This window comes from Vibrio sp. HS-50-1, from assembly GCF_024747315.1.
Lineage (GTDB): Bacteria > Pseudomonadota > Gammaproteobacteria > Enterobacterales > Vibrionaceae > Vibrio > Vibrio diabolicus.
Genome location: NZ_JAMPZF010000004.1, coordinates 132,050 through 146,721, shown reverse-complemented (window position 1 = coordinate 146,721; position 14,672 = coordinate 132,050). Strand labels below are relative to the sequence as shown.

The following is a 14,672-nucleotide window of genomic DNA, read 5'->3' as shown; positions in this document are numbered from 1 at the left end:
ATGGTAGGAATGAAACGCCTCTTACCTCTAGAAGAGGCGTTTTTATAGTATTTATTTCAAATTAGCGGCGGTTTGATTCCCCATCGCAATTAACTTATCTAAAACGCGCTCACCGTCGGCACGTAAACCGTTGTGCTCGTACTCGTTAGTGATCCACGCTTTTGAGTTTGGGATTAACGCGAGCGTTTCTCGGCTGATATCCATTTCCACAAACATATCATCGGCGTAAACGGCGCAACTGACAGGCACTTTGTTTTGAGCCAGTTGTGTTTGATCGTACAGCGCAGTCCAATCTTCTTTCGCGGCCAATATTTCAGCGGCATCTTTTAGTGGCTTGAGGTTGACGTATTGATCGAACATCCATGGGAAGACCATTTCCCCCGTAAAGTAAAATGGCTTGCCAGGTTCATAATTAAACTCTGGTCGGGTTTGGCGAACACGGTGTGCACTCCAATTTGACGCAAAGCCTTGGCAATAAATCGATTCATGCAAAATGGCGTAAATCGGGTTGGCTTGGAAGTTTTGTTGCGCCAACATATCGTTCAAGAACTCATAACGAAGTTGTTGTTTGCCGTTCACTTCAATCAATGCACTTTCTAGCCAGTAATAAGTTGGCAAGAAGGTATCACTGACACCAAAGTTAATCCCAATTTGTTGGAACTGTTCGACAGTAAAACGCTGACCATTTGGCAGAAACTCTTCTTGCTCCAATAAGTGATTGGCAATGTTTTGGCAAAGTTGCTGTGCATTGGGAAATTGTTGGAAGAACGCTTGGTTTTTCTCCATGGTGCGTTTGAAGGTGGCTTCATACACATCGTCGGCATGACGCGAGACTGATGGCACGCCACCTGTGATGTAGCTTTGTAGCAAGCTGTCTGGGAACAAAGACAAATAGGTGAGGGAGCAAAATCCACCAAAGCTTTGACCTAAGATCGCCCATTTGTCGACGCCAAATTGCTCACGAATGTATTCCGCGTCGCGCACGATGTTATCCGCTCGGAAGTGGCTTAAGTACTCGGCCTGTTGTTGCGGCGTGAAATGAGCCAGAGTCTGATGATTAACCATCGAACTATTGCCCGTACCGCGCTGGTCGAGAAGCAAAACTCGGTACTCTTGCAGCGCGCGTTTTACCCAGCCGTTATTGCCGTTTTGACGCGGAGAGGGAAAGCCTGGCCCGCCCTGAAAGTAAACCAACCAAGGTTTGGTCGATTCTTCATCGCCAACTAGGCAAACCGCACGAGCGAAGACTTCAATGGTGCCTTTACTCACGTTTTGGTAATCCAGAGGAACGGTAAAACTGTGGGGAGTGTAATGCAATCCTGCGTCGATAAATGATTGAGCGTTCATTGTTATCTTTATTTCCTTATTGATGGGTAGCGCTACTTTACTGCGAATGGCGTGAAGAACCAATGCTATTTCCAAATCGCTTCGTCAGTTCTATACCTTGGTCAAATCAATGTAAGTTCAAGAAAATGAAACGATTAGCGACTGGTGCAACTGGTTGAGTGAGCTATGCTCAATAGAGTTGCGACAAAGTGAGAGCATGGAGGAAGTCGGATGAAAGTGTCACTGGCTCGATGGATTATTGTGACTTGTTTAATAAGCGTACCTACTTTTGCCGTTGTTACGCCCAACCCACCTCAATTAAAGGCGAAAGGTTACGTATTAATGGACTTTCAATCCGGTGCCATTATTGCCGAGCATAACGGGCGAGCAGGCCTTGCTCCAGCTAGTTTAACCAAGTTGATGACCGCTTATGTAGTTGGGCAAGAAATCAAAGCGGGGCGTTTGAAATGGGATGATGTTGTCACCGTGAGCGAAAACGCGTGGTCGGCCAAGTTTCCCGGATCTTCTAAAATGTTCATCAAACCGAAAGATGAAATTAGTGTTGCGAACTTAATGCGCGGTGTGATCATCCAATCGGGTAATGACGCGTGTGTTGCACTGGCTGAGCACGTTGCTGGCAGTGAACGCGGCTTTGTCGCCTTGATGAATGGTTGGGCGGAGAAGTTAGGGCTGCAAGACACTTATTTTGTAAACTCCCATGGTCTCGATAGTGAAGGCATCCAAACCTCACCTACCGATATGGCAAAACTCATGCAGTCGATCATCAATGATGTTCCCGCTGTGTATGCGCTATACAGTGAGAAAGTCTTCAAGTGGAACGACATTACGCAGTACAACCGCAATAAATTACTGTGGGACAATTCCATTGATGTCGACGGGGGCAAAACCGGTTACACCAGCAATGCGGGATACAGTTTGGTGAGCTCGGCCAAAGAAGGGAAAATGCGGTTGATTTCGGTAGTGATGGGCACGCCAAGTAAACAGGCTCGAACGAGCCAATCCAAGAATTTACTCAGTTATGGTTTTCGTTTTTATGACACCAAACAAGTTGCCAAACAAGGGCAGGTTGAGTCTACAGCTCGCGTTTGGAAGGGAAATGCCAATCAAGTTGAGGCGATCTTCGCCAAAGATACCTATCTCACTCTGCCTCGTTCTATGACGGCTGGGCTTGATAAGAGTGTGGTGTTAAATGAACCGTTGATTGCGCCGCTCGCGCAAGGAGATGAGATTGGTAAGGTCGTTTGGAAAAGCGATGACAGTACCGTGGCGAGTTATCCCTTGGTCAGCAGCCAAGCGGTAGAAGAGGGCTCGTGGTTTGGTCAGCTTTGGGACAGTTTGGTGCTGTGGGTGAAATCATTCTTTAACTAGAATAAAAACGAGCAGAAGTGTCTTTCTGCATTCTTTGGTTGATGACCCGCCCAGCTAAACGCTGGGCGGTGTCTTATTTAACGGTTTATTCCGACAAGGTGATGATTGGTAAATCGTCCCAAATCTTACTTTCATCCGATGCGCCACCGGAGAAGTTCCAAGGGCCTTTGTTTTGTTCTAGCGGACGGTAAGTTGCTGAAAGGCCGTCTAAGTCCCAAGTCGTGACATAGAAGCGGATACCATCGAGCGACTCTGGGCGGCCTAGTGCATCGCTAGCAAAGTCCATTGAAATGGTGTTGTTGGCTTTGTCTACTGTCACTGTTGGTGCTGGCGTTACGGCTTCTCCCCATGTCGTCGCATTTGCTCCTTTGGTGTTGTAAATCGAGCTTTGCCAGCCAAAAACAACCGCATTGCGACTCCAGGTTCCGTTTGGCATAGAAGCGTTGATCTTCGGTAGCTCAGACAAGTTAGTTGCGGCTTCTTCAGGTAAATCAATAAAGATGGTGAAACCCACGTGGTCGAAGCCGTTTGGTGGCAACCAAGTGTCGGTGATGTTGTCCATGGTGAAGGTCAAGCGTACGTTACTGCCAACGGTAAACACCTCTGCTTTGTTGATTGCGAGTTGGCTGTTGTCTTTGTCGAACGTTGGATCGGTTGGTAATGAGTAGTTACCGTTAGGACCGCCAGTGCCGTCTTGCGCATCACCTGCATCATCAATGGTGTCATCCGGCGTGTTTGACCAGTTTAGGTTCGAGACAAAACTCACGTCCTCGATGCCTGCTTTTTTCTCGGTGGAATAAATCGCGAAGCGGTGCTGTTGCTCGCCAATCGCAAAATGACGAGTCGACAGCGTGACGCTAAACTGACCATCAGCGCCTACAGTAATGGTTTGCGCTGTTTCCAAGTTACCATCGATGACGAGGTTCAACTTCTCGTTGGCGTTCGCACTACCCGCGATAGCAATATCACCAGTGATGGTTTGTCCTTCCCAATCCTGCGCTAGTTGGATGTTGAGGTCTGGGGTCTCTACAGATTGGTTGTTGCTTGTTTTTGAGTAAATCACTGCAGACTTGGCTGGTAGCTCCAACGTCACATGGCCATTTTCATCTGCGACTAACTGTTCTGGAGCTTCTGCCCAGTTCGACATGATTTGTTGTTTGAAGACGGTGCCGCCAACTTGTTCTACATCGAGTTGGTTCATCAACATTGGCGAGTTGGATGTGTTCATCACAACCAAGACTTCGTCGTTATCCAACGTTCGGGTAAAGGCGAAGACGCCCGCGCCCGCTTTATCGCTGCCAATCACTTTTATTTCGCCACGTGTCATGACTTTGTTTTCAGTGCGTAGCTTAGCAAGCTCTTGGATGAACAAGTACATCTCGCTGTTTTGGTCGAATGAGTCTACGTAGTTGCCATCTTCACGATACCCTCCGGCGAACATCGCATTACGCGCCGCTGACATTGCTTGCTCTGTACCTTGGTAAATCACAGGAATACCCGGTACGCTCATCATGGTGATCAGTGCTTGTTTCATGTCATTCACGCTACCTTGCGACAGAAAGCGCGGCATGTCGTGATTATCAATGAAGTTCGGCATGATGTATGGATTCGGGAACATCTCCATCATTTTCTCAAGACGGAAACGCAAATAGTCGGTCGGTTGCCCTGATGCAAATACGCGCGTCATGGTCGCTTGCAGTGGAAAGTTCAGTACCGAGGTTAGCTGTTTCGGTGAGCCACTTTCACCGATGTAAGTCAACATTTTCTCTTCGCCTTCGGTGTGGTAAGGCGTAGATGTTTCGAATACTTCACCAAAAGTGAGGAAGTTGTCACGACCGGTATCAACCGCTTGCGTCATCACACCATCGTTGGCGTGTAGGAAATCGTTCCAGAAATCGTGTTCAACAAACTTCACCGTATCGATACGGAATCCGTCGACGCCGACTTCGCGAATCCATTTTCGGTAGCTCTCTTTTAAGTAAGCGCGCACTTCGGGATCGGACGTATTAAGGTCATCCAAATCAGAGAGTTGCCAGGTTTTTTCTTGTACCGGATCGTTGTGGTCGGTGATGGTTGGCGTCCAGTGGTAACTACCTGTGCCGTCTGTTTTACACTCGTTCATGTTGAGTGGGTACGGCAGTTCTTGCCCGGCGGGTAGTGCATTTTTTATCAAACGGAAGCCTTGGCAAGGTAGGCTTGGATCATAACTGTAAGGATCATCGTAGGTGAAGAAGTTGCCTACATGGTTGGTCACGATGTCCTGAATTAAGAACATGTTACGCGCATGCACTTCGCGTGCTAACGCTTGGTAGCTTTCCATGTCACCAAAGTGTTCATCCACTTTTTGGAAATCGCGCGCCCAGTACCCGTGGTAGCCGCCGTAGTTTTGCTCTGCATCCCACCATTGGTTAGCAACTGGTGGAGTAATCCAGATAGATGTGGCTCCGAGATCTTCGATGTAGCTTAACTTATCACTCACGCCAACGAGGTCGCCGCCGCTGAATTTTTTATCCGAAGTCGGATCGAATTCGTTTTGCCCTTGATCATTAAGAGCGCTGTCGCCGTCGTTAAAACGGTCGATCATCAGGAAGTAGATGATTTGATCTTGCCAATCAGGAGATGCCACGTGGCTGCCTGTATCTACTGGTGTGGTTTCGTCGCTTCCACAGCCAGAAAGAGCAAGAGCGATCGCTAAAGGAAGTATTTTTATTTTATTCATTGGGTTAGGTAGAGTTTCAAACACAGTTTTTGCCTCCGTTATGCAGCAATGCAGAAACGATAAAGCAAAGGTTTGAAATTGAGAGTGTCATTTTACGCCAAAAAAGACGTGAAATGATGTCACGAAGCGGCGATTTTGATCTGACCGACAGTTTTAATTGAGCGGTTGCACAATAGGATATTGTATCGGGTAATGCTCTTTCGCGAGCTCGTTGTCGGATTCATCATAAAGGCGGAAACGGCACTGCTTTGCAGTTTGAGTGAGCGATAATTGTAGCACCCAACAAGCATAATGTAGCGAGTGTTGGGTCAAGCGCATTGCGTGAGGTGTGGGGCCATCATCGACGTAACCGTCAATCCTCACAACGTTTTCAAGTCGGCATGCCAGTTCGATAACGAGCGTGTATTGCGCCCCAATATTAATCAGCTGCCGAGTCGGGACAATATATTCCGTTGCGCCAATTAAAAGCCCCTTAGAAACCACATAATCACGCTGGTGGTTATTCTCAATGTAACGTTCCCCATCGACTTCATAACACAGGCGAAAGGTAAGGGGATGCGCCACCGGAAGTTCGGTCGTTGCCCAGAGTTCGGTGCCATGACTTAAAAAACGCTCGAAGAAGGCGGGGTAGCGCCGCCATGCGCCATCACGGTCACGGCATTCTACCGAGACCACTTTTTCAAACGCAATATTGTCCACTTCCATCCAGATTTTACCGACAGGTTGGTCGATGTGGTTATCGTCGAAGGTATTGGCTTTGGCGTAGTACAAGCGGATCGGTTGTTGATTTAGTTGAGTTCGGTTATCCAAACATTGTTGGCGATACTGCATTGGTGAAAACGGATACCAACGACGAAAAGTGCGGTGAAAGTTCGATGGTTCTTCATAACCAAGTTGATAGGCGATTTGCTGCGTCGTGAGTTGGGTGTCAGCAAGCAAAGTGAGTGCTTGCTTTCTTTTGGCGAAATCAACGCATTGAGAGTAGTTCATTTGCTTTTCTTGCAGTCGACGTTGCAAGGTGCGTTTGGAGACGCCCAGTTGCCTTGCCGCTTGCTCTAACTTGAGCGCGTAATTGCTGTTTTTGATGAACAAGGCGTTCAAAACACTCAGTAATTCTGGTTGCTCAATTGGCTGGTGAGAAAGCAGCAAATAAACATGTTTCACCAATTCAAACACGTTTGAACTCGTTTTAGAATCTTGCGTTTCCTCTAGAAAAATATCGGCCGCGAGTGGATTGCTGGCTTGAACTTGTACCTGTATTGATTCGCTTAGCTCAAGCATTTCCAATTGCATTTTGAGCAAGCCAAACACCGACTCCGCCCAATTTGGCATATCGGCCGTTCTGCATTCGACTTGCAGATGGATTTGGGCATCACCATGTTGAAATGTGACGTACAAACGGCGGTCGAATAATGAAACACTTTTACTCCACCAAAGCAGCCCTTCTTGGAGGTTAGGCGCTTCTTTCAACATCATGCATTGCAAGGCAACCAACTTCTCAATGTGCCAATATTCGCCGGCAATTCGCAGATGATTGTGACCGAGCTTTTTGCACAGAAAGGATGTAATAACGTTATCTTGAGGCAGCATTAGTTGAGTTCGGTTGCGATCAAACATGCATTATTGCTGAAAGGATGAAGAAGTTCAGTGAGAACGCTCAAAGCCTTTCTTATCGTTTTATTTTCAAATTTATTTTGAAAATGTTTTTAATCGAAATCGGTTTTTCCCTTTATCTCATGAGGTTATGCTGTTACTCAGCTTAAATTCATTAATTGGAGAACCTCATGGATATCGTACAAGCTGCAAAATCTCGTTACTCAACGAAAGTGTTTGACCCAACGCGCAAGCTACCTCAAGAAAAAATCGATGCAGTTAAAGAGCTGATTCGTTTTAGTCCATCGAGTGTGAACTCTCAACCTTGGCATTTCATTCTGGCAAGCACAGAAGAAGGCAAACAGCGCATCGCTAAAGCGGCGCAAGAGAACTACGCGTTTAACGCGGCGAAGATTCTCAACGCTTCTCACGTATTGGTGTTTTGTGCAAAAACAGGCATCGATAACGACTACATTGAAGCGCTAATGGTGCAAGAAGAAAAAGATGGCCGATTCCCAACTGAAGAAGCGAAAGCGGCTGTGCGCGGTGGTCGTAGCTACTTTGTGAACATGCACCGTTTTGATCTGAAAGATGCGAACCATTGGATGGAGAAACAAGTTTACCTCAACGTGGGTACGTTGCTGTTGGGTGCTTCGACGCTAGAAATCGATGCAGTGCCAATTGAAGGGTTTGATCCCAAAGTGCTGGATGAAGAATTTGGCTTGCGTGAAAAAGGTTACACCAGCGTTGTGATCGTGCCGCTTGGCTACCACGCGGAAGATGACTTCAACGCGAAAACGCCAAAGTCTCGCTGGGATGCAGAAACCGTATTCACCGAGATCTAATTCGAGCTTACTTGCAGGTTACGTAGAACCCTGTAATCAATATATAAATCGCAAAAGAGTGATAAAACGATGATCCACTTAGTTGCAGAAGTGAAAGCCTATCCAGATAGTAAGGATCAGGTGGCGAATTTGCTTGCTGGTTTACTAGAGCCAACCCGCAAAGAAGAAGGCTGTTGCCAATACGAGTTGTATCTCGACGAAAAAGTTGAAGGCCTATTTATGTTCCAAGAAATTTGGGCATCGCAAGAGGCCTTGGATAAGCATTTGCAAAGCCCGCACATGGCGACGTTTCTTGAAACATTGGAAGAGAACGATTGGGTTGAATATACCCAGATTCGTCCTCTTCGATTTATCGCCTAATGACAGAAGGTTGCCAGCACGTTGGCGCGTTGCTGGCAGCATTTTTGTTGGATAAAGTCGCGGAAAGTCCGAATCGTTGGCGTCAGTAAGCGACGATCGGCGCACACCATGTAGAGTGGCACTGGGCCGCAATCCCACTCTGGTAACACTCGCACCAATCTTCCCTCGATTAAGTCTCGGCTGATGTCCATCAACGACTTATTCGCAATGCCTTTGCCTTTGATCGCTAACCGATGTGGCAAGTCACTATCGTTGCTCATCAAGTTACCGCTGACCACGACTTGTTCTTTCTCGCCGCCACGCGTGAGCGTCCATTTGTTGTAGACCGAATCCGCGACCATATAGCACAAGCAGTTGTGTTGCATTAAATCGGCAGGAGAGGTGAGTTCTGGGTGTGTAGCTACGTACTCTGGCGATGCACATAAGATCCGTTCGTTTGACCCACACAAAGCCAACACGACCAGATTGGAGTCGGCAGGCTCGCCGTAGCGAATCGCAATATCGACAGGCTTGGTGTACATATCCGTCAAGCTATCGGACAGCTCTAGTTTTATGGAAACATTTGGGTAGAGATCGATGAACTCATCCACCCAATCGAGCAACATATTGCGACCAAAATCGGAGGGCGCAGTAATGTGCAGTTGACCAGATAACTCACCACGCGCACTTGAGATCTGATCCAACCCCTCTTGCAATGTTGCCAACGCTTGCGTGGTTTTGTCTAAAAATAGTTCGCCCTCTGAGGTTAAACGCAGGCTTCGGGTAGAACGCACAAACAGCGGGAAACCGATTTGCCCTTCAAGACGCTTAATCGATGCGCTAATGGCGGCAGGTGTCATGTCCATGCTGTTAGCGGCTTTTGAAAAGCTGCCTTGGCGCGCGGTTTCGACAAAAATATTGAGGTCGTTGAGGGCTTTCATCGTGAAAAGGATGTTTGTGAAGTTTGAGCTACTATAGGGGAGATGAGCAAAGTAATTCAAGCTAAACGCCTTTGAAGGTGAAAACATTAGGTTAAGTGGTCACTTTGAGTTAGATTAGCCCGCCACTTACATCGCTACTGGATCAACAACATGAGCAACGAACAGCCGAATAACCCTCTGCATGGGTTGAGTTTAGAAAAAATCGTCACCCGACTAGTTGAACACTTTGGTTGGAATGGCCTGTATGAGCGCGTTCGAGTGAACTGTTTTAAGAAAGATCCGTCGATCAAATCTTCGCTGAAGTTTTTGCGTAAAACGCAATGGGCAAGAGATAAGGTGGAAGCGCTATATATCGAGACGTTCTGCTGATCACTCTATGGTCTGCAGCAAGCGTTATGTAGATTCTTAGTCTCGCCTTGGCTCGCTAGAATGACGTCACTTTTCTTATCGTGTGGGCTTTAAGAGTGGCTCTGCTGTTACGTCTAAAGCGTGATTCAGAATCTACCCTCAGATTGTATTGAGTTTATTCATCGCTCTAGGGTCTGCAGCAAGCGGTAAGTAGATTCTTAGTCTCGCTTTGGCTCGCTAGAATGACGCAGCTTTTCTTATCGCGTAGGCTGGAAGAGTAGCTCTGCTGATACGTCTAAAGCGAGATTCTGGATGACTCGCTTGTGCTCGTCCGCGATGGTTTTCTTAGATAGTGTTGTAGAGTTCAGAACCTAAACAGGTTCGTCATTCTGAACAGCGAGGAACGAGCGTGATTCAGAATCTACTCTCAGAATATATTGAGTCCATTCATTGCTCTATGGTCTGCAGCAAGCGGTATGTAGATTCTTCGTCGCGCTTTGGCTTGCTAGAATGACGCAGCTTTTCTTATCGCGTAGGCAGGAAGAGTAGCTCTGCTGTTACATTTAAGGCGAGATTCCGGATGGTCACTTAGGCTTGTCTGGAATAGCTTTTTAGATGGTTTTATAGAGGTCAGAGCTAAACTCGAACCGTCATTCTGAACAGCGAGGAACGAGCGTGATTCAGAATCTACTCTCAGATTGTATTGAGTTTATTCATCGCTCTAGGGTCTGCAGCAAGCGGTAAGTAGATTCTTAGTCTCGCTATGGCTCGCTAGAATGACGCAGCTTTTCTTATCGTGTAGGCTGGAATAGTACCTCAGCATTATTCCCGATAGCGATGAAGAAGCGCTGTCGGGAACCTCGCCTTTAATCTCTCGTTTCTTGCTACTCTAAATGATGCGTGCTACCCACAGTTCCTTCCAAGTCTAAAATCGACTGGCGAACGTGGTCTGGAATCGCCGCTTTTACGTTGTTCTTAAAATCAAACATCACACCAGTAGCGGTGGCGATGGTCGCAATCTTACCCCACTTCTTACTCAGCACTTGGTATTCCATCGTGATGCGATCTTCTTGCATGTCGATCACGCGCGAGCCGACTAATAACGTGTCTGGGTAAGTGACAGGAAGCTTGTAGCGGCATTGCGTCTCGCTCAGTACTGGCCCAATTTGCGAGGTTTGCAGGTCGACTAGCAGATTAATTTTGTTGAAGTAATCTAAACGCGCCGTCTCAAAGTAGCGAAAATAGACAACGTTATTGACGTGTTGCAGAGCATCCATTTCACCCCATGCGACTTTGATCTCTGTGATAACGGGAAAGTCCTTTAACAGTGTGTCCATTTTTAGTGCTCCTTTTTCATCTGCATTGCCACAAATTGCGACGCGACTTATCACTTTGAGCATTTATTCTAGATGTAATCATTTAATATGTAATAAAATTGTTTTTAAAATGTGAAATGAAATGGCAATCTTATTATGTAAACTAGAAACTTTACATAATCGAGTTGAAGGCGTAAGTTTAACTAAGAGTAACCAAATAGGAGGTGTCTCATGACTGAGCTGAAAGGTTTCAATCTAGCCAAGGTGGAAAAACGCATTGACTGGACTGGCGAGCTGTTCAGTTTAAGGGTCTCAGGCGCGCCTCTTACCTTTAAAGCCGGCCAGTTCACCAAGCTTGCTTTGCTAGATGATGAGGGCAAGCCGATCAGCCGTGCTTACTCTGTGGTTAATGCACCAAGCGAACAGTTCGATTGGTTGGAGTTCCTAATAGTAGCGGACCCTCAAGGACAACTTTCCCCAAGGCTCCAAAAGCTTAAATCTGGTGATAGTATTTATGTTGGTGAGACCGCACATGGTGACTTAATCCACGACTCTATTCCTAAACAGGCTCATGATCTGTGGCTGCTATCTACAGGTACAGGTATTGGACCGTTTTTATCGCTACTGGATGATATAAACTTACCACCCCATAATGAGCGAATTGTGCTTGTTCATGCGGTTCGCTACGAAAAAGATCTGGTCTACAAATATCTGATTGAGCAACTACAGCAACGATATGAAGGCAGATTAAAGTACATCCCGATAGTCAGTAGGGAAGTGGTGGATGGCCAGTTACAAGGTCGAATTCCCGAACTCATCGAATCGGGTAGACTGTCCAACGCTGCTGATGTGCCATTCTCTGCTCAAAGTAGTTTTGTCATGATGTGTGGGAACCCGCAGATGATCAAAGATACCTTGCCAGTCTTACAAGATCTTGGGTTGGAAAAGTATCGTCCTAAAACAGGAGGCAATATCATCTATGAGCGTTACTGGTAGCGTTTGGTTAAATTGATATAACCATATTGAACACATGATGATCACCAATACCAAAGTCGTTCAAACGTCCTAGCTTGTTCGATCAAAAAAGCCACATGAAGTGGCTTTTTAATATCGATAGAGTCAATCAGACTTATTGTTGATTAACGTACGCTTTAAAGCGAGCTTTGGTTTCTGCGTCTGCTTTTTGGTACCAGAAGTGCAGCATCTCTTCTGCTGTCGAATCTGATTTAACCGCAGTCGCTCTTGCTTGTTGCATATCTTCAGGAATCTTTGCTGGTAGTGTGACTGGTTGAGCAACGGCTGCACCAGCAACAGCGATAGCAGCAACGCCGCCTGTTTTGTTGTAGCTTTCCACTTCACGCACGTAATCACGACCGATTTGCATACCCGGTTTGATCAATTTGTCTTGCTCAACGGCGACGGTGTTGCCTGAATCATCAACGAGTTTCCAATCTAAGTCCTTGATCTTTTCTTCCGCATCGCGAAGGTTGCGGTATTCTGGCATTTGTAGCGTCAGCTCGGCATTGGCAGCGTCAAATCGTGTAACGATAACATCGCTTTCAACACTTAAACGGTCATTGCCTTGGTTAAAGTAAGGGGCGAAGCGAAATACGACTTGGTTAACGCCATCAGGTAACGTTAGTGTTCTTTCCGAGGCGAAAAAACCACCCGAAAGGTCTGCTTTTTCACCGTTAGCCGCTAATACTGAAACGTTGTCAGGAACACTCACGGTTACATCTGCGAATGCCATGCCACTCATTGCGAGAGCAAGCGCACAAGTTAAAGGCTTGATCAATTTCATTGTTTTTATCCTAAGCAAATTAGTGGTCATCGAGAGTGCATCGTTCATTGCCCGATTGCAACTCCCAAGTGTAAGAAGTATGAAAATTTAACAAGAACGTCATTTTTATCGCATTTATTACGGGGAAACTGTGATCCAAATAGAATCAAACCGCTGCAATAGAGCGGTTTGATATCATAAGTTATAGATTAAATTTCTTTCTAACTTATTGATTTATTATATGCCAGCACCGTGTCCAGGCTCTGATTGGTCATCAGAAGCGTCTTGTTGTTCTGCCATTTCTTCTTGCTGTTGTGCTTTCTCAATGCTCAACCACCAAACAAATAACTCATACCAAATCGCCAGGATAACAGCACCTAAGAACAGACCAACGATGCCGTAGAAAAGCATACCACCGATGGCACCGAGCAGAATCACAGGCATTGGTACGTCGACACCACGTCCCATTAACATTGGTTTGAACAGGTTTTCAGAAAGAGCTGCAACTACTACCCAGACAGTAAACATGGTGGCTGTCGTTGTATCTTGAGTCATGTACATAAAGCCGATCACTGGTAGTACGGCAAGCAGCGCTGGTAGCTGAGCGATACACAAGATCATCAGAATCAGAGTGAGCAAACCAGCTGCTGGAACGCCAAATACAAAGAAACCAGCACCGATCAATAGGGCTTGAATCGCCGCCACACCGACTACGCCAAGCAGTACGCTTTTAATGGTTGCTGCGATAAGCGTGGTCCAGCTTTTAGCGTTTTCACCAGCGGTACGAATAGCGATGGTTCTTAGCCCTGATGCTGCAGATTCAGAGTACGTCATAAAACCTGCTGCAATCGCAAGTGACAAGATTGAAAGCAGTAAACTGCCCAATACACCGCCAAGTGTGCCTAGCAAAGAAGTGAGCGCGGACTTTATCTGCGGCATAAAGGTTTGAATCGCTTGTTCAAGGTTAGTCGCGAATAGGGTCCACACCTCATAGAGCTTATCACCTACGACAGGCCAATCCGCAACGGAAGGTTTTGGACCTGGGATCTTCACTTGTCCGTTTTGCAATACTTCAAGCGCATGCGTTGCACCATCCACAATAGAACCTGACACCATAACAAGTGGTGTGACTAAGAGTGCAATACCAAGTAAAGCAATCGTCGTGGCTGCCAGCCCTCTGCGACCGCCATATGCACGCTCCAGCTTTTTTGTAAGTGGCATTAAAGCGACGGCTATAATTGCACCCCAAATAACGGGAAGAATGAAGGGTTTGATGATGTCGTACGTAAACATCAGCAAGACGAAGATCAAGCCAATGCGTATTGCTGATTCCACCATATTACTGATGAAAAGCTTACTGTCGATTTTTACCGATTGTTTATCCATTTTTGTTTACCTGATGATCAATGTTAGAACTGACGAGACTTGAAACAACAATCGCCATATAGAACACACCTGTAATGGCCTCTAAATACACCACGACTTGAGCCAATGGCGTTAGAGGGCTGATATCGCCATAACCAAGCGTGGTTAAGGTGACGAAACTAAAATACGCCGCATTAGAGAAATTCTGCCCCCAAGAAATGGCTTCCATACCAGTGAATGAGGTTGGCGAGAACTCTAGAAGAATGAGATAGGCAATTGCCCACATCAGACCAAGCAGCAAGAAAAGCGCGACTGAGCCAATGACTTTGTTGCTATTGACGTGGCCAGTGAAAAGAATCTGCCTTGCGATGGATTTAAAAGTGCCGAAAAAGAACGCGAAGGTGAGGGCAAGCATCACTACATTCATCTCTCGGATGTTGAAAACGGTCTTGATCACAATCACAAGAACCCAAACGCCAAACAGGGTATAGAGGAAACGAGACCACATTTTGTCGAAGCGAAGGCTGGCAAAACAGACAATGAACGTGAGAACCGTGAACGCCTGCAGTATGTGTTCAATCGTCCCTTCACCCACCACTTGTGCCATCGCACTCCCTAGCAACAAAATCACCAGCGCTAAAGTTAGATAGAAGAAGTTGTTTTCTTCATTAATGTTTTTGAGTTTTTTACCAATGACCATGGTTCTTCTCA

At 46.4% G+C, this 14,672-nt stretch carries 13 protein-coding genes; 5 read left to right on the top strand and 8 right to left on the bottom strand.

Annotated features, from left to right (window positions below; translation table 11 throughout):
- Nucleotides 1-51 precede the first annotated feature (51 nt).
- Nucleotides 52-1,347 (bottom strand): alpha/beta hydrolase, encoded by a 1,296-nt coding sequence (locus NDJ01_RS03890; protein ID WP_258586273.1) that lies wholly within the window; start codon nucleotides 1,345-1,347, stop codon nucleotides 52-54.
- 210 nt (nucleotides 1,348-1,557) lie between these two features.
- On the opposite strand from NDJ01_RS03890, the gene NDJ01_RS03885 reads away from it, so the two are divergent.
- The gene (locus NDJ01_RS03885) at nucleotides 1,558-2,715 is read left to right on the top strand and encodes a D-alanyl-D-alanine carboxypeptidase family protein (protein WP_047009629.1); all 1,158 of its coding nucleotides are present in this window, start codon (nucleotides 1,558-1,560) and stop codon (nucleotides 2,713-2,715) included.
- A gap of 85 nt (nucleotides 2,716-2,800) precedes the next feature.
- On the opposite strand, the gene NDJ01_RS03880 is transcribed toward NDJ01_RS03885, so the two are convergent.
- Nucleotides 2,801-5,458: an alpha-amylase family glycosyl hydrolase gene (locus tag NDJ01_RS03880; protein ID WP_258586272.1), complete on the bottom strand. Its 2,658-nt coding sequence runs from the start codon at nucleotides 5,456-5,458 to the stop codon at nucleotides 2,801-2,803.
- A gap of 129 nt (nucleotides 5,459-5,587) precedes the next feature.
- The gene (locus NDJ01_RS03875) at nucleotides 5,588-7,051 is read right to left on the bottom strand and encodes an AraC family transcriptional regulator (RefSeq protein WP_258586271.1); all 1,464 of its coding nucleotides are present in this window, start codon (nucleotides 7,049-7,051) and stop codon (nucleotides 5,588-5,590) included.
- 167 nt (nucleotides 7,052-7,218) lie between these two features.
- On the opposite strand from NDJ01_RS03875, the gene NDJ01_RS03870 reads away from it, so the two are divergent.
- On the top strand, nucleotides 7,219-7,872 hold the full coding sequence (locus NDJ01_RS03870; RefSeq protein ID WP_005374924.1) for an oxygen-insensitive NAD(P)H-dependent nitroreductase NfsB: 654 nt from the start codon (nucleotides 7,219-7,221) through the stop codon (nucleotides 7,870-7,872).
- A gap of 69 nt (nucleotides 7,873-7,941) precedes the next feature.
- Nucleotides 7,942-8,232 carry a putative quinol monooxygenase gene (locus NDJ01_RS03865; protein WP_047009627.1) on the top strand — a complete coding sequence of 97 codons (291 nt, stop codon included), beginning with the start codon at nucleotides 7,942-7,944 and terminating at the stop codon, nucleotides 8,230-8,232.
- Here the strand turns inward: NDJ01_RS03865 and NDJ01_RS03860 are convergent.
- Nucleotides 8,229-9,152 (bottom strand): LysR family transcriptional regulator, encoded by a 924-nt coding sequence (locus tag NDJ01_RS03860; protein ID WP_046875727.1) that lies wholly within the window; start codon nucleotides 9,150-9,152, stop codon nucleotides 8,229-8,231. The genes NDJ01_RS03865 and NDJ01_RS03860 overlap by 4 nt on opposite strands.
- Nucleotides 9,153-9,302: 150 nt before the next feature.
- On the opposite strand from NDJ01_RS03860, the gene NDJ01_RS03855 reads away from it, so the two are divergent.
- The gene (locus NDJ01_RS03855) at nucleotides 9,303-9,521 is read left to right on the top strand and encodes a VF530 family DNA-binding protein (protein ID WP_005396617.1); all 219 of its coding nucleotides are present in this window, start codon (nucleotides 9,303-9,305) and stop codon (nucleotides 9,519-9,521) included.
- Between the two features lie 863 nt (nucleotides 9,522-10,384).
- On the opposite strand, the gene NDJ01_RS03850 is transcribed toward NDJ01_RS03855, so the two are convergent.
- Nucleotides 10,385-10,837, bottom strand: coding sequence for a thioesterase family protein (locus NDJ01_RS03850; RefSeq protein ID WP_005374933.1), 453 nt, complete (start codon nucleotides 10,835-10,837; stop codon nucleotides 10,385-10,387).
- 210 nt (nucleotides 10,838-11,047) lie between these two features.
- Here NDJ01_RS03850 and NDJ01_RS03845 point away from each other — a divergent pair, with 210 nt between their 5' ends.
- A complete protein-coding gene (locus NDJ01_RS03845) occupies nucleotides 11,048-11,812 on the top strand; it encodes a ferredoxin--NADP reductase (protein WP_006740782.1) in 765 nt (254 codons plus the stop codon).
- 133 nt (nucleotides 11,813-11,945) lie between these two features.
- Here NDJ01_RS03845 and NDJ01_RS03840 read toward each other — a convergent pair whose 3' ends face one another.
- The 3 genes from NDJ01_RS03840 to NDJ01_RS03830 form a co-directional block, all read right to left on the bottom strand.
- The gene (locus tag NDJ01_RS03840) at nucleotides 11,946-12,617 is read right to left on the bottom strand and encodes a DUF2057 domain-containing protein (protein WP_048625417.1); all 672 of its coding nucleotides are present in this window, start codon (nucleotides 12,615-12,617) and stop codon (nucleotides 11,946-11,948) included.
- Nucleotides 12,618-12,833: 216 nt separating this feature from the next.
- The gene (locus NDJ01_RS03835; RefSeq protein WP_005396613.1) at nucleotides 12,834-13,982 is read right to left on the bottom strand and encodes an AI-2E family transporter; all 1,149 of its coding nucleotides are present in this window, start codon (nucleotides 13,980-13,982) and stop codon (nucleotides 12,834-12,836) included.
- On the bottom strand, nucleotides 13,975-14,661 hold the full coding sequence (locus tag NDJ01_RS03830) for a potassium channel family protein (RefSeq protein WP_005396612.1): 687 nt from the start codon (nucleotides 14,659-14,661) through the stop codon (nucleotides 13,975-13,977). The genes NDJ01_RS03835 and NDJ01_RS03830 overlap by 8 nt, the downstream gene beginning before the upstream one ends.
- Between the last annotated feature and the right edge of the window lie 11 nt (nucleotides 14,662-14,672).